We start from the raw sequence: 16,070 nt of genomic DNA, 5'->3' as shown, positions 1-16,070 counted from the left end.
TATCTGTCATTCATCAGAAAAAGTTAAAACCATTATATAACGAACTGCTTACTTTTATCAACATATTTCGACATATATCCTATTTTTCTATAGTTTTAATATGTTAATAGTAGTTTCACCATAACCCAAGTAGTAAAAAAGACAGTCGTCAAGCCGGACAACTGCCTCTTTTGGCATATGATATATTTATTATGAACAATCTTGCAAATATGACTCTGCTTTTTTTATATATTTCGAATGGAAAACGTTCTTTCATAAGGAGTATAGTCATTTAAATAGAGAGTAAAGCCGGTAGTGTTGATTTCCTCCCCAGAATAATGACCGCCGAACTCATGTGTTCCGTAACCCGGTCCGATGAGAAGCTTCTGATCTTCGTGAATCAGGTTGACGAAGCCATCTCTGAGAACCATCTCTCCTGCCTTTTCTGCTCTCATGTGGAAGTGCTCATTTTCCAGAACACTGCCTGCCGGAATACAAATTTCCACACGAAGAGGTGCTTTATCAAGTCCTTCTGCCTTAACAGTTACTTCCATACCGTCAGTTAATTCTTTCAGTGTAACTGTCATACGAATTTCACTGCTGTTTAATATCTCACGTTTCTTATGATCCATCTTCCACCAGTCAGTTGTATCCTGCTTTTCCTTAAAGGGAAGATAATACCAGCCTTTGGCTACAGAGGTCAAAACACAGCCCCCATCTTTTTCCTCAATGGTCTGGGGAACGAAATTACGAATATCACAGTAGCTTTCGCCTATTTTTAAATATACCAGAGTTTCTTTAAATTTCAAGAACAAAAATGCACTTTTTCCCTTGAGAATGCTGTAGCCGTAATTGTTAGTCTTTCCTCTGATTACGCCTGCTTCTTCAAAATGCTTATGGTAGGTATCCAGAAAGCCGTAGCCCTTAAACTCATACTGTTCCATAAAATCATGAAGCATGATTATATGCAGGCATTCCGGTGCCATATCACCCCGCTCCATATTGTCTTTGATGATTTTATGAGCGGCGCGGTCAAAGATTTCTTCTCCCGTTTTTGCAGCCATATATAAATACTGGTAGAAATACTTATCCGGATAATCGGCTTTGCCCTGATCCTGCCTTGTTGAGTTCTGTGTGAAAATGGTATCGTCGGGGTCAATGTAAAAGAGCATCATTTTTAAGTTTCGTTCTACATAACCAAGGTAATTATCATCGTCGGTTTCCTCATACATTGCCATCATGGCATTGTTAACCACTGCATTGTAATTGCCAGTGGAACGTTCTGCGTACTCCCCTTCCTCGTTCCCGTCAATTCCTTCTGCCAGATACTGGTCAGCCCGGGCAAGAAGCTGAGCCGCAAATTCAGGATTGTCTTCTTTTACAAGATTAGCACCCTGCATCAGAGCTGCAGTAATGCCCCAACGGTGGTTTGGAGTATGAAAACCACCAGTTAAAAGAGCGTTTAAGGATTCTTCCAGTATAAAGCGGTAACCATCTTTCAGTTTGTCCAGTTCGCCTTCCCCGGTATATTTTAAAAACAGACGGTAAGTTGCAATAAGACGTTTAAAGCAAAAAGAGGTATCCGGCGCAGATTTAAAATTGCAGGATGGATAATCAAAGCTTCCATCTTCTCTCTGGCAGTTTGCGATAAAGGTTACAGCTGCCTCCATGGCACGAAGTAGCCCAGCGTCTTTATAGTATCTGCTCTCAGAATTTAAATAAACCGAAGCAGCATCTGCCATCACATAGATGGTTGGCTTTACCTCTAAAATGGCACGTTTCATTCCGCCATAAAAAGGATCCTTCTCATTGGTGACCTGTGTGCTTAAAAAATGATCCACCCGCTTCTCTGCGGAACGTATCAGATGTCCCATATATCGTTTCATAATTATTGTCCTCTTTTCTTCTAGTCTAATAAAGCAGCTCCGATAAGTCCTGCATCATTGTCCAACACCGCTGGAACAATTCTTGTCCTGCGTTTTGAGGTTCTTGCATAGTCGCCCTGATCAATCACCCTTTTCAATGGTTCTAACAGCAAATCGCCGGCTTTGCTGATGCCTCCGCCGATGCAGATTAACTCCGGCTGGAATATATTGATTAAATCCAGCAGACCAGCCGCCAGATATTCAATGTACCGGTCAAATACCTTAAGCGCCGTTCCATCCTGTCTTCTGACACCGTCAAAAAGTGTCTTGCCTTCCACGCGCTCAATCTCCCCGCCGCAAAGTTCCCAGAGGATGGATTGTGTGTTTTCAAGCATCGCCTCTTTTGTCTGAGAAATCAGGGCAGTGGCGGATGCATATGCCTCAAAGCATCCTTTTCTTCCGCAATTGCAGGGAATTCCGTTCCGGTCTATGGTGAAATGCCCAAATTCTCCTGCTGCATAATTAATTCCCTCAAAAAGTTTTCCGTCAAGTATGATTCCGCCGCCTACACCGGTTCCCAGAGTAACCGCCAGCATGGAGCTTACACCTTTTCCGCTTCCTGCTATATACTCTCCCCAGGCCGCCGCATTGGCATCGTTATCAAAACGAATTTTTTTACCAGGAAGTGCCTTCTCCATCATGGAAACCACCGGCTCATCATAGAATCCCAGATTATTGGCATATTCCACCATGCCGGTCTCCTTGTTGGCTGTACCCGGCACCCCAAGTCCTACCGCTTCAATCTCTTCCCAGGCAATATTACCTTCCTTGGCTGCCTTCTTAGCCAGCTCCGCCATATCCTGAACAATTTCCCCTGCACTTCTTCCGCTTTTGGTTGGTACAGACAGGCGGGTAAAAAGTGTTCCGTCTTCTCCTACCAGACCTGCGGCTATATTGGTTCCGCCTAAGTCTATTCCGATATAATACTTCATTTTCTATCCGCTCCCTTCCGCGCACAACTGCCGGAGCGCAGCTACGCCCCGGCATTCTCTTCTCTACTGCACTCTCCGTTTATGAAGAAACCAGGACTCCAACTGCTTCATGTCTGCATTTACTACCAGTTCTTCCGGAAAGTCCAGGCTGTTTAACATAGAAAGCGCTTCTTCAAACACTCCCACACTCCGGCAAAAATGAGCATCAGAGCTGACTATTACGGGAACGCTGTATTTCATACATAATCTGGCAATGGTCCGGCAATTATCTGCAGAACTTTTTCTGACATGAAAGGTTCCTTCATTAATCTCTACCACCTTGCCATTCTTTCCAAACTCCGGTATTACCCGTTCATAATCATATTCATAACGGGCAGTCCCGCTGTGACCAATAATATCCACCAGTGGATTTTCAGCCGCATGAAGATACGCTCTTGTATGATCCTCTACGCTTCCCGGTGGTATCACATCATCATGAAAAGAGGCTATGGTATAGTCCAGACGGTTCATTATGGTATCAGGGCTTAAATCAATTTCACCTTCAAAGTCAGTGAAATTCAGTTCAGCTCCGCGATATACACGGATACCGTCCACCCACTCTGGTATTACCCTGAGATTTCGAAAATGACCTTCAGGTGCCCCATCCGGGTGAGCCGGACAGTGGTTGCTGATTCCCACAGCCATTAATCCAAAATCCTTTGCTGCCGTTATGATTTCATAAACGGTACTGTAAGCATGCCTGCTTATATCTGTATGAGTGTGCAAATCTGCAGCAAGATGTTTTATCATAAAATTCCCACTTTACTTTTTCTCGTATTCTTACCCGATGAGTATATCCCTTTTACCCGCAAAGCTTCTACATTATTTTTGTCTTTCTTTCCATAATTATTGCAATTTTTGTTTTTCTCATTCTAACCGTTCACTGAATCAATCCGTTTATCATTGGACAGACGGATAACCAGATCATTTTTTTCATAGCCAGCAGGATAAAGCAGATCAAGTTCAATCTTGGTCCCGTCCTTGGATTTCCCGATCTTTACATTCAGCACCTTAACCTTATCCTCATTGAGTTTATGAAACAACTCTGTAATAACGGCGTCGTAATGGGATGTGTTGATTTTCAGCATGCACCGGTAAGGTTCCTTGGACAAAAATGGGACATCGTGGAGCAGAACCTGTATCATAATCAACAGAAACGCGGAACCACAGCCCAGATAATAAGCACCGGCTCCTACCGCCATTCCCACTCCTGCAGTTGCCCAGATCCCGGCAGCAGTAGTCAGTCCGCTGACTGAATTGTTCTTTACAAAAATAACGCCCGCTCCCAGGAAACCAATTCCCGATACAATCTGGGCGGCGATTCTGGAGGCATCAAACTTGGGAATATCCTGAAAGCCGTACTTGGATACAACCATCATAAGAGCGGCTCCCATCGCCACAATGGCATGGGTTCTCATTCCAGCCCCTTTATTCCGGTTTTTTCTTTCGTATCCGATTAAATATCCTGAAAAACCGGCCACGACGATTCGTAAAAGCAAACTGGTCTGATAGACCAGGTCATAACGCTCCACCCAGCCAATCACCATCTGTTCCAATTGATACATGACAACTCCTCTTTTCTGTAATGAACTATATCTATTAAAATATGCTATTAATTTAACATGTTTAACCGGAAACGTCAGCGCAGAAATTGCTTTTTCCATGCTGGTTACTATGCACTTTTTGTACTTTTTACGGTCAGGATAATAATTTAAGGAAGGTAACAGAAACTACTTCCAGTCTTTACGGACAAAAGATCGTATGCCTATCATAAAATAGGCGAAAAATGTGATCAGAAGAATTAATATATATGTAGTTGGTTCCACTTGCGGAGAAAGATTTATCCCTTGTGGAAACATGGCGTAATACGGGGCGGAAAATGGGAACCATGCCCCAAGTGAAGCAGGAAGCCCTGTCAAAACAATATTGGGAATTACAGAAAAAATGCAAAGCAATAGTGCAACGCCAAAAGATTGAAAGCGGGTAGCCAGCCAAACCTGTAACATAGCAAGAGGAAAACAGGCCAGCCAGCCACCTATGATCCCCTGCAAAATACATTTCCATGGAATCATACCCTCTACATAAATTATACTTCCCGTTATTAAATATTCTGCCAGGAACAAAACCTGCATCAAAGCAATCAAAGTAATTAAAGCTAATAATTTGGACAGGATCACTTTAAAACGCGGATAGGGCATTGTAAGTAACTGCTTCCAGCCTCCATCTTTATGTTCATAAAAGCATAGAAGCGCAGCAAAAATACCTGTGAAAAGAGGCAAAAAAAACATACCATGAAAAGATACTGCCTGAAAATAAAGTGTCGTCCAATTATAGGGAAAATAGTAGGACAAAGACTTTGTATTGCCCGCAGCGAGAATCCATGTTAAAACACCTTCTAATAAAATTATGCTAAGAATAAAGAGCCATTTTATTTTTTGATACTCCGAATAAAGTAATTTATACATACTGTACTCTCCTATTTTATTTCTAAAGAACAAAATCCCATAGCACCTGCTACAAACAAAATCAGACCTGATCCCATAGCGATAGCAATCCATGTCGTATACCCTCCAATGAATGGGCTTGACATAGAAGGATATGACCAGGGAAGGATGTATAAAACATCATACTGCGTAATTCGAGGCAAGAAGAGGCTTGATATTGCACCAGTCACACCCAAACCAAGTGGAAGTGTTTGATTGGGTATGGAAATGGAAAGAAATAACTGGATAGATAGTACAGGAAACGAAGCCGCTAAACAGCCAAAAATCTGTTTCACTAAAAATGAAAATGGCAGAATTTTATTTGTATACAAAGACCATACCAGGCAGAAACCACCTAAGACCAGAATGCTGTACCAAAGCATCAGAAGAATAACCCAGACTGCTTTTGTAAAGTAAAAAGCCATACGGTTTACTGGTGAGGCAAAAAGAAATTTGAGACCCTGGGATTGATGTTCTGTTTCAGATACCATGCTGCAAAGCAGCGATATTGTTAGCAGCATACTAAAAGACAAAAACATATAAATAATATTTAAGCCTGCATATATTCCTGAATCCCCTTGCCTGAAATATAAATACCACTCCAGACAAGTGAATAAAATTAATACCACAGCACTAACAGAAGGGACAATATAGCAAATTTTCCTTGTCTTATAAAACTCTGCAAAAAATAACCGTTTCATCATAAACTACCATCCATGCCAGTCAGGTTCAGGAAGATGTCTTCTAAAGAAACCGTTAATTCCTGCATATGCTGTATGGAAAAAGATTGAAGAATATTGAACACTCTTGCCTGATCTATTTCATCCGATAAAGATATAAGCAGTTCTCCCTCCTGTAAAACTACATCGGCACCAGCAGCCGACAGTACGCGGAATGCCTCTTGCTGATTTTCAATCCGCACCAAAAGTCTGGTCGTACTTTTTTTCTCCAGTTCCTGTATACTGTCTTGAAAAATGAGCCTGCCATTTTGTATAATCCCAATTTCATCTGCTATAGTCTGAATTTCACTTAAAATATGGCTGGATAAAAAAATGGTAATTCCTTGTTGATGGCAAAGCGATAACATTAAGTTACGAATTTCCTGAATGCCTGCCGGATCAAGACCATTCATGGGCTCGTCTAAAATAAGCAGTTTCGGTCTGCGGATTAATGCCTGCGCAATACCAAGACGCTGCTTCATACCGAGGGAGTAGCCTTTTACCGTTTGCCTGGCAAAAGGAGATAACCGTACAATGTCAAGGAACTCGTCAATATCCTTCTCAGGCAAATCCAAAAGCATGCAGATTATTTTCAGATTTTTATATGCTGACAGATGTCCATAGTAAGAAGGACCTTCCACCAGTGATCCAACATTTCTCAGAATCTTTTCACGATCCCGTTGCAAAGATTGTCCCATAATCCGTATAGAGCCCTCATCCCCACGAATTAAGCTGAGGAGCATACGAATTGTTGTGGTTTTTCCTGCACCGTTTGCTCCTAAAAAACCGTAAATTTTTCCTTTTGGAACCCGTAAATTAATATGATCTACAGAAACATGTTGACCATAACGACGTGTCAACCCATCCGTTTCGATAATATATTCAGACATAAGAGACCCTCCTGTATTTTTCTTTCTGACAGGAGTATACATAATTACTCTAACTTCCAGGTAAACAAAAGTAAAATGTATATAAAATCGTTCAATTAAGTAAAATAGGCAGTTCAAAAAATATAAAGCTGCCTTGCCCTATCGTACTTTCAGCGTGAATTGACCCATTATGCAGTTCGATAAATTGTTTGGCTATGGACATACCAAGCCCCGATCCTTCTGTAGGACGGTCTGTCGGCGTTCCGCGGTAATAAGTGTCAAAAAGCTTACTTTTTGTTTCTTCATCCATCCCATTTCCATTATCTTTAACTTTAATTAAAAGATTGTTTTGTTGTTTTCCCACAGATACGTTGATTTCTGTTTCAGGGGGATTGTGTATAATTCCGTTAATAAGAATATTCTGCAGGGCTCTCTGTATCAAAGTCGTATCTATCACCATAGATAAGCCATCCAAGTCTGAATCAAAAGAAAACATGTAATCAGAAAATTGCTGAGAGTTTGCAATATCTAATACGCAATTGCGTATAAATCCAACAACTTCCACTTCTGTTTTGTGCACAATAATTTTTCCATCCTTCGATTGAAAAGAAAGATTGAGATCATCAATTAAATCTTTTATATGCCTGGATTTTTCCTCTATTTTTCTACCAAAATCTATTATCTCTCCGTCCTCCCACTTGTAGTCCTGTGCGGATATCATAGAGGCATACCCCTGAATATAGGTCAGCGGAGTTTTTAAATCATGTGTTATTCCAGCAAGCCATTCCCGTCTGCTTTTTTCCAGTGCTACCTGATCAGCCTCACTTTGTTTCAGTTTATTGCTTAAGCTGTACATCTGCTGCAAAAGTTCTCTGTACAAAAACCGCGACCATCTGCTGAGCAGAAAATTTCCGCCATGAAAACAACTGTCCGGTTCGTTAAAATTCCCTCCATCCAATGATTGTATCCAATGAATCACATATAAAACAGGTCGTAAAACAAATATAAAAAACAGGCTTGCAACAAGAACAGCCGAAAGAAAAATAGCTGTGTGGCGCATGTTTTCTTCATTTGCTAAACCTATCAGAGGACATACCTTATGCAGAAATAAAAACAATCCCATAAATACGCGGACACTGAGCAGGTAAACAACTAAAGGGATGATCATTAGCAGCAAAACTTTTCCTATTGTCCGAAAGACACTTCTCATTACAGTGCCTCCTTTTTATGAGGAATAAATTTATACCCCAATCCCCGAATATTGTGAATATATTTTACTTTATCTGTTTCAGGTTCTATTTTTTTTCGTATCCTGGAAATATGCATAACAACGGTTTTTTCATCTCCAAAATTTATCTGTTCCCATACATTTTCATATAATTGTGAAGTCGTAAATATCCTGTTGGGATGTTCTGCAAAATATAGCAGTAAGGAGTATTCAAGTGCAGTAAACTCCAAAACACTTCCATCTTTTTTAACCTCACAAGAATTCTTATTTATGCTGAAATCCTGGAATTCCAGCATGTTACTTTGATCAATTTGAGAATACAAGTGCTGGTGTCTCAGTTGTACCTTTATTCGTGCGGTCACCTCCATTGGGTTAAAAGGCTTGGTAATATAATCGTCCCCTCCCATTGCAAAACCGGTCAGCTTATCATAATCAGATGTTTTGGCTGTTAAAAAAAGCACTGGTACATCTGTTTTTTTACGCAGTTCCATACAAAACTCCAGTCCGTTAACATCTGGAAGCATGACATCTAATACAATAAGTCTGGGATTGAATTCCTGAATTAGCTGAGATGCAGCCTTGCCTGTCTGTGCTTTTTTAATATTACGAAATCCTTCTTTTTTCAAAACAATTTCCAGCATATCTAAAATTCCTTTTTCATCATCCACCAAAAGAATACATTCTTCCATTTTCATTCTCCTTCCTAAATCAACAGTCCATATAACAATATCACAGTATTTTTTACAATGAAAGTAATAAAAAGGGAAGGTTATGGATTGCCAAAGGATGCATAAAAAAATCGGCAGGCAGTAAGTACTCACTGCCTGCCGATACATACGAACAATTTTACCACAGTTTGAAAATGTCCTCCGCGGGAAACACAGCGGATCTTTCCATTTACATTGTAATTTCGGAGATTTTAACCGGTCTGTGCTCTTCAACAGATTTCTTCGCTGCGATTCCCATTAATACCGGTTTTAAACCATCTAATACGCCAAGAGGAGTGTCTGTATTATTCTCAATGGCCTGGATAAAGCAGTTCACTTCTTTTGCAAAGGACTGCATATAACGCTCTAAGAAGAAGTAAAGAGGTTTCTCGCCAGTCACACCGTCAGCAGTGCTTAAAACTGCACTGGATTCTGTGTCATTGGTGGTTGCAACCATACCCTTGGAGCCAAATACTTCTGCTCTCTGGTCATAGCCGTAAGCTGCTTTTCTGGAGTTGTCGATTACAGCAATTGCGCCGTTCTCCATCTTGATGGTGATTACAGCAGTATCCACATCGCCAGCTTCTCCAATGGCAGGATCAACTAAAACTGCAGACTGTACATAGATCTCTTCTGCATCACATCCAGCCAGATAACGTACCATATCAAAATCATGAATGGTCATATCAAGGAACATACCGCCGGATACAGCTGCATATTCTGCGCTGGGTGGCTCAGGATCTCTGGAAGTCACTTTGATAATATGGGGATCGCCAATTTTTCCTGCTGCAACTGCATTTCTCACTGCTTCAAAGTTGTGGTCAAAACGGCGGTTAAAGCCTACCTGATATTTTACCTTGCTATCCTTTAATGCATCAATTACCTCTTTGATCTTATCTACGTCATGATCAATTGGCTTCTCGCAGAATACATGCTTTCCAGCCTTAATTGCTTCTACAGAGATAGGAGAATGAGTGTTTGTAGAGGAGCAGATTAAAACTGCATCGATCTCTGGATCTGCCAGAATTTCTTTATAATCCTTGGTTGTATTGGATACACCCATGCTCTTTGCCCAGTTTGCTGTTTCCTCGTTCATAAATGGGTCAGCGATTGTCTTAATTGTTGCGTTCTTAACGATATTGCAGATGCTTGCGGTATGAACCTTTCCGATTCTGCCTGCTCCGATAATTCCTACGGTTACCATAATATTCTTCTCCTTTTATCCTTTAAATTAAAGACCTGTCTTTTCAGCAATGAATTTTCTTGCACGGATTGCATATTCTAACGGATTGGCCTTAGCCGGATCCTGCTCTGCTTCCACTACCATATATCCCTCATAAGCTGCATCTTCCAGCACCTTGAAGATTGGCTCAAACTCTACACAGCCATCGCCTGGAATGGTGAATGCGCCTGCACGTACGCCTGCCAGGAAGCTCATCTTCTCTTCTCTCACCTGTTTCACTACTTCCGGACGGATATCTTTTAAATGAACATGTTTAATACGCTTGATGTGCTTTGTTACCATCTCAACCGGATTCTCTCCGCAGTAAGCGAAGTGGCCGCTGTCAAAAAGCAGACTTACGTATTCCGGATCTGTATGTTCCATCATGCGGTCTGTCTCAGCAGCTGACTGAACTACGGTTCCCATATGATGGTGGAATGTTAATGCCACGCCGTATTTTTCCTTGGACAGCTTGCCAAGACGGTTTAAGCCTGTGCACAGAAGATCCCATTCTCTGTCGTCCATCTCATGCTTTCCTTCGAAAACCGGCTGGTCCTGAATTCCCTGTGTGCTGTAGCTCTGCTCGGAAACACCTACTACCTTTGCGCCCATGGCAGCTAAGAAAGCTACGTGTTTCTCAAACTCAGCCTCAGTCTCTTCGTAAGGTTTGCTGATTAAGAATGTGGAAAACCATGCATTGCAGATCTCAACCCCTCTTAATTCCAGAGCCTTCTTTAAAACCTCCGGATCTTTGGGGTATTTATTACCCACTTCAGAACCGGTAAATCCTGCAAGTGCCATTTCGCTGACACACTGCTCGAAGGTATTCTCCTTACCTAAATCCGGAAGATCATCGTTTGTCCATGCAATTGGTGCAATTCCTAATTTAACTTTCTCCTTGTTTAACATTTTTGCTTCCCTTCCCTGTCTTTTCATATTTTTATACCGCTGGTTTCGCGGCGATTAACCCCTGTGTTATTAAAACTCGGCATCATGCAGCCACACGTATCGTTCATCTTCGTTGCGGTCAGTCTGATTCCATGGATTGCCCTCCAGATGGCGGATCATCCAACAGGTATACATCTGGTATCCCGGAGCCACTGCCTGGGGATGAAGTTCCCCTCCCGGAATTGCGGAAAAGCTTCCATCTGTGCTTTTAAATACCTGGTCGCCTACAAAGCTGGCACCAAATCCTTCCGGGTGGTCAAAAAGGAAATAGTAGGTCTCCGGCTGTGGATGTCTGTGAGGAAGATAACCGGACCAGTTCCCCCGGTCATTTAAAACCTCTCCTAAAACCATATTGGAGTAAGGAGCGATCTCTATGTCAAAAATGGTATTCACCCGACGTTTTGCCACATTGCCAAACTTGCCCACAGAAGAATACTTCCATGGTGCATCTTCGGGCTGATACAGTTTTGCTTCAAAGGTTCTTTTATTTTCTGCTGACTGGACTAAAATTTCTGAATCCTCTTTTGCTTCCACGGAAATCTCTGTTCCTGCACAGCCATGCAGACACCATGGTCCCTCCGTAAAAACATCAATTCTTGAGGCTTCCTGCTCCACATTGCCGCCACGGTATACGATCTTTCCCTTTAAAAGAAGCACAGCAGTTTCTTCTTCCTCTTTTAAAAAGGTTCTGGTTTCCCCGGCTTTCATGCGGTAAACACGAATGTCCATGTTCATTTCCTTATACTCATTGGTATAAGTTGTTAAAATCTTTTCTCCGGACTCATCAAATTCCGGATATCCGAATACCTGACTCATATTTTCTTCCTTTCCGGTCATATCCGGCCGTTTAATACTTTCTTGCTGCGTTTCTGCCTTCCATGACTCTTCCAAACGCTTCGTTTACGCTGGTTTTTTCAGACGTATCAGCAAGTCCCACATTCCACCAGGATTCATATCCGTCGGACATGGTCTTCGGAATTACCTTTAAGTCAAACAGGCAGGCTCTCTCCTGGCTCTTGGCATCATTCAATGCATCTTCCAGTTCTGCAATGGTACGGCAGGTATAAGTCTTTAATCCATAACCTTCTCCCACCTTTGCATAGTCAACAGGAATTAAATCGCCGGTTGGTTTTTTCCCGTCTGTATAGCGGTACTCTGTTGCAAGGCTTCCAATTCCATGGTTCATCTCCAGGTTGTTGATACATCCAAAACCGCAGTTATCAAAGATCAGGATATTGACTTTTTGTCTCTCCTGCATAATTGTCATAATTTCACTGTGCAGCATCTGAAAACTGGAATCGCCGACTACGCAGTAAACCTCATGTTCCGGCTCTGCAAATTTAACGCCCAGAGTTGCTGCCACTTCATATCCCATACAGGAATATCCATACTCGGCATGATATCCGCCCCGCTTGTCAGTGGTCCACATACGCTGCATACAGCTTGGAAGGGAACCTCCTGCCGTAATGATTGTGGCATCTGCATCAATCACTCTTCTGATTGCTGCCAGTGCTGCGGTCTGGGTGATCTTACCATTGGTCAGACGGACAAATTCCGGAATCGTTCTTGGATCTCTGGCTTTGATAATGGGTTCGAAATCATCTCCTGTATACTCAATGCTGCCCAGGCGAACCATCTCTTCATCCCACTTTTTCTTTGCGTCTGTGATCTCATTGCGGTACTGGGATACATACTGTTTTTCTCTCAGCTTTTCTGTCAGTGCCTCTACGGTTACTTTTGCATCTCCCACTGCCATGGATGCATCCATTTTATAGGCATGGAATCTGCTGTTATTTATAGTAACAAATTTCACATTTTCTCTTTTAAACAGCCACTTGGAGCTGGTGGTAAAATCGCTGAGTCTGGTTCCAATGGCGATTACCACATCTGCATCCTTTGCAATGACATTGGAGGCATAAGTACCGGTTACTCCAATTCCTCCAAGACAGTAGGGATGGCTGGATTTGCAGGCGCTCTTTCCAGCCTGGCTCTCTCCAAAGGGAATCTTAAATTCTTCACAGAATTGTTCTACCACTTCTCCTGCATCTGAGTAACGAACTCCTCCGCCTACAATCACGATGGGTTTCTTCGCTTCTGCAATGATTTCAGCAATTTCTTCCAGTTCTTCTTCCACTGCAACAGGTCTTGTAATCTTATGAACCCGTTTTTTAAAGAAATACTCCGGATAATCAAAGGATTCTCCCTCTACATCCTGACAGAGGGAAATACAGCAGGCTCCTGTCTCTGCCGGATCTGTGAGCACCCGCATGGCATTAATTAAGGCGCTCATAATCATCTCAGGTCTGGTAATTCTGTCCCAGTACTTGCATACCGGTTTAAATGCATCGTTGGTGGTGGTGGCAAGGCTGCTGCTCTGCTCTAACTGCTGAAGCACCGGATCAGGCTGTCTGGATGCGAAGGTGTCCGCAGGAAATACCAGCAATGGAATGTTATTGACAGTTGCAGTAGCACAGGCTGTCACCATATTGGCAGCTCCAGGTCCTACTGAGGAAGCACAGGGAATAATTCTTCTGCGTTGGTTCTGTTTGGCAAATGCAATGGCTGTATGGCACATCCCCTGCTCGTTTCTTCCCTGAAGAACCCGAAGCTGTCCCGGATTCGTGTCCAGAGCCTCTCCCAGACCAACTGCAATTCCATGGCCGAAGATTGTAAAAAAACCTTCAACAAACTTAATTTCTGTTCCATCCACTGAAACATACTGGTTATCCAGGAACTTTACAAGTGCCTGTGCTGTTGTCATTCTTATTGTTTTTGACATGTTCCGCTCTCCTTTATATTTTTATACACGGGCGATCATCTCACCGAATTTTTCCTTTTCCTCTTTTATAAATGCATGCACTTCCTCTGGTGTGGGAAGAGAGTCCGAGCAGTTATTGCTCTTTACCATCATGGACGCTTCTGCAGAACCAAATTCCAGGCAGTCAATAATATCCCAGCCCTGATACAGACCATACAGGAAACCGGAACCATATCCATCTCCGCCTCCAAAGCCCTTTCTTGCCTCTACCGGGAACGGTTTTATGGAAAATGACTGGCCATCCCGGGTATATGCGGTAGACCCCTTCATACCATGCTTGATTACCACAATTGCTGCATGGTATCCCTGCCATAAAGCAGCACTTTCTTCATCTGTCATACCAGGTTTAATCAGCTTTTCTGTCAGATCAAATTCTTCTCTTGATCCCATAATAATATCCGCTTCTTTTGCAACCGTTGAGTAGTAAATAGATAACTCATCTGTATTTTTCCAGTTATATGCCCTGTAATCAATGTCAAATATAATTCTTACATCGTTTCTCTTAGCCAGCATCACAGCCTTAAGAGCCGCTTCTCTTGATGGGCTCTCTGCAAGTGCAGTACCTGAAATTAAAATGGCTTTTGCCTTTTTAATATATTCTTCGTCAATGTCTTCCACACTCAGCTGCAAATCAGCAATGCAGTTTCGATACATCAGAATGCTGCTTTCGCTGGAGGACAGCATCTCTGTAAACGTAAGTCCCAGTTTTTCTCCGTTTTTACATTTGGTAATGTGGGAGGTATCAATTCCCTGTTCATTAAAATAATCCACTACAAATTCGCCGAACTGGTCATCGGATACTTTTCCAAGAAATCCAGCTTTCATTCCATGTCTTGTCACGCCTACGGCAATGTTGGCAGGAGAACCGCCTACAAATTTTTCAAACATGTGAACCTTTTTAAGCGGCTTAAACTCTTCCTTCACCTGCTCATTGTAAGCAGGGTTAAAATCAATGGCCACTCTGCCAAGAAGTATTAAATCAAGCTCTCTGGCTTCGTTAAATTTTATATATTCCATCGTTACACCTCTCCCATCTGTTTGCGTGCTTTTTCGCTCATCTCATGTGCCTACATTATACCACGCACGCAGTCCGCGTGCAAGTGATTTCGCTTACTTAATAAAAAAAATCAGGATCTGTTTTTTATCCTGAACAGACCCCTGATTCCATGGTGATTTTAAATATTGTATTTTGTTTTAATAATAATATCCGTGTAAAAAAATTCCTGCCCTTTTCCGCTTCCAGCCTGCATGATATCCGTAAGGATGAACAGGGCGCGGTACCCTTGTGTATAACCATTCTGGTCAATGAGAAAATCAGCGATTCCTTCTTCCAAAGCCCTGATATTACCCGTGGTCAGATCATAGATAATAATATGGGGCTTTTTTTCCAGCTTCAGCTCTTCAAACGCCTTTTTTACGCCCCCCTGGCCTCCTGAGAATATCACCGCACCCTGGAGATCCGGATAAGCAGTCAGAGTGTTGACAAGGATTTTTTCCACCTCTTCCTTTTCGTCAAAGCTGCTCTGTACTCCCACAAGCTCAAGCCCCGGAAACGTCCTCTTTATCTCATCCACAAACCCATCCACACGCATACTGTTAACACTATTCCCAAAATATCCAGTAATAGCGAGAATCTTTCCCTGTCCGCCGGTGAGCATTCCCATAAGCCCAGCAGCCGTGCGTCCGCTCCGTTTGTTGTCCTGACCCACAAAACAGCTTCGTTTTGTCCCTACAATATCCGTATTAAAAGTCACCACCGAGATTCCCTGCTCAATCAGGGAATTAATTTTATCCCTTATTTTATCACACTCCACAGGCATGATTGCAATTCCTGAGACCTTGTTTTTTTCCAGCCTTTCAATGGCTGCAAGCTGCTCTTCCTCGCTCACAGTAACACACTCTTCCATTACAAAGACGATTCCTCTTTTTTTCAATTCTTTTTGTGCATCTTCTAACCCTTTTCTGATGGGAATCATAAATGACGATTTAGCCAGCTGGGTTACTATGCCGATTTTAACCGATTCCTTTTTTACTGCCGTCTTTTCTTTTTTCGGCACATAACCGATTTCGTCTGCAATCTGAAAGATCCGCTCTTCCACTTCCTTGTCAATCCGCCCCCGTTTATTTAACGCGCGGTCAACAGTACCTCTGGACACACCTGCCCGCTCTGCTATTTCCCGAATCGTTCCCGCCATCTGTTC

General features: G+C 42.4%; 15 protein-coding genes. All 15 read right to left on the bottom strand.

The window, feature by feature from the left end:
• Positions 1–224: 224 nt before the first annotated feature.
• Positions 225–1,865: a hypothetical protein gene (locus BXY41_RS01610; protein WP_104433883.1), complete on the bottom strand. Its 1,641-nt coding sequence runs from the start codon at positions 1,863–1,865 to the stop codon at positions 225–227.
• A gap of 20 nt (positions 1,866–1,885) precedes the next feature.
• Entirely contained in the window at positions 1,886–2,836 is a 951-nt protein-coding gene (locus BXY41_RS01605; protein ID WP_104433881.1) for an ROK family protein, read from the bottom strand.
• Between the two features lie 63 nt (positions 2,837–2,899).
• The gene (locus BXY41_RS01600) at positions 2,900–3,625 is read right to left on the bottom strand and encodes a phosphatase (protein ID WP_104433879.1); all 726 of its coding nucleotides are present in this window, start codon (positions 3,623–3,625) and stop codon (positions 2,900–2,902) included.
• A 122-nt stretch (positions 3,626–3,747) separates the two neighbouring features.
• Entirely contained in the window at positions 3,748–4,440 is a 693-nt protein-coding gene (locus tag BXY41_RS01595; protein WP_104433877.1) for an MgtC/SapB family protein, read from the bottom strand.
• Between the two features lie 165 nt (positions 4,441–4,605).
• Positions 4,606–5,340, bottom strand: coding sequence for an ABC transporter permease (locus BXY41_RS01590; RefSeq protein WP_170072142.1), 735 nt, complete (start codon positions 5,338–5,340; stop codon positions 4,606–4,608).
• Between the two features lie 11 nt (positions 5,341–5,351).
• A complete protein-coding gene (locus BXY41_RS01585) occupies positions 5,352–6,062 on the bottom strand; it encodes an ABC transporter permease (RefSeq protein ID WP_104434615.1) in 711 nt (236 codons plus the stop codon).
• The gene (locus BXY41_RS01580) at positions 6,059–6,967 is read right to left on the bottom strand and encodes an ABC transporter ATP-binding protein (RefSeq protein ID WP_104433873.1); all 909 of its coding nucleotides are present in this window, start codon (positions 6,965–6,967) and stop codon (positions 6,059–6,061) included. The genes BXY41_RS01585 and BXY41_RS01580 overlap by 4 nt, the downstream gene beginning before the upstream one ends.
• Before the next feature lie 91 nt (positions 6,968–7,058).
• Entirely contained in the window at positions 7,059–8,156 is a 1,098-nt protein-coding gene (locus tag BXY41_RS01575) for a sensor histidine kinase (protein ID WP_104433871.1), read from the bottom strand.
• The gene (locus BXY41_RS01570; protein WP_207657047.1) at positions 8,156–8,863 is read right to left on the bottom strand and encodes a response regulator transcription factor; all 708 of its coding nucleotides are present in this window, start codon (positions 8,861–8,863) and stop codon (positions 8,156–8,158) included. The genes BXY41_RS01575 and BXY41_RS01570 overlap by 1 nt, the downstream gene beginning before the upstream one ends.
• A 208-nt stretch (positions 8,864–9,071) precedes the next feature.
• Positions 9,072–10,085 carry an inositol 2-dehydrogenase gene (iolG, locus tag BXY41_RS01565; protein ID WP_104433867.1) on the bottom strand — a complete coding sequence of 338 codons (1,014 nt, stop codon included), beginning with the start codon at positions 10,083–10,085 and terminating at the stop codon, positions 9,072–9,074.
• A gap of 27 nt (positions 10,086–10,112) precedes the next feature.
• Positions 10,113–11,012 carry a myo-inosose-2 dehydratase gene (gene iolE / locus BXY41_RS01560; protein ID WP_104434613.1) on the bottom strand — a complete coding sequence of 300 codons (900 nt, stop codon included), beginning with the start codon at positions 11,010–11,012 and terminating at the stop codon, positions 10,113–10,115.
• A gap of 69 nt (positions 11,013–11,081) precedes the next feature.
• On the bottom strand, positions 11,082–11,867 hold the full coding sequence (locus BXY41_RS01555) for a 5-deoxy-glucuronate isomerase (RefSeq protein WP_104433865.1): 786 nt from the start codon (positions 11,865–11,867) through the stop codon (positions 11,082–11,084).
• 31 nt (positions 11,868–11,898) lie between these two features.
• Positions 11,899–13,830 carry a 3D-(3,5/4)-trihydroxycyclohexane-1,2-dione acylhydrolase (decyclizing) gene (gene iolD, locus BXY41_RS01550; RefSeq protein ID WP_104433863.1) on the bottom strand — a complete coding sequence of 644 codons (1,932 nt, stop codon included), beginning with the start codon at positions 13,828–13,830 and terminating at the stop codon, positions 11,899–11,901.
• Between the two features lie 21 nt (positions 13,831–13,851).
• Positions 13,852–14,886, bottom strand: coding sequence for a 5-dehydro-2-deoxygluconokinase (iolC, locus tag BXY41_RS01545; RefSeq protein WP_104433861.1), 1,035 nt, complete (start codon positions 14,884–14,886; stop codon positions 13,852–13,854).
• Positions 14,887–15,044: 158 nt separating this feature from the next.
• Positions 15,045–16,064 carry a LacI family DNA-binding transcriptional regulator gene (locus BXY41_RS01540; RefSeq protein ID WP_104433859.1) on the bottom strand — a complete coding sequence of 340 codons (1,020 nt, stop codon included), beginning with the start codon at positions 16,062–16,064 and terminating at the stop codon, positions 15,045–15,047.
• Positions 16,065–16,070 lie beyond the last annotated feature (6 nt).

It is taken from the genome of Lacrimispora xylanisolvens (genome assembly GCF_002934545.1).
Classification (GTDB): Bacteria; Bacillota; Clostridia; order Lachnospirales; family Lachnospiraceae; genus Lacrimispora; species Lacrimispora xylanisolvens.
The sequence above is the reverse complement of the archived record's forward strand: the minus strand, read 5'-3'. Positions and strand labels throughout refer to the sequence as shown.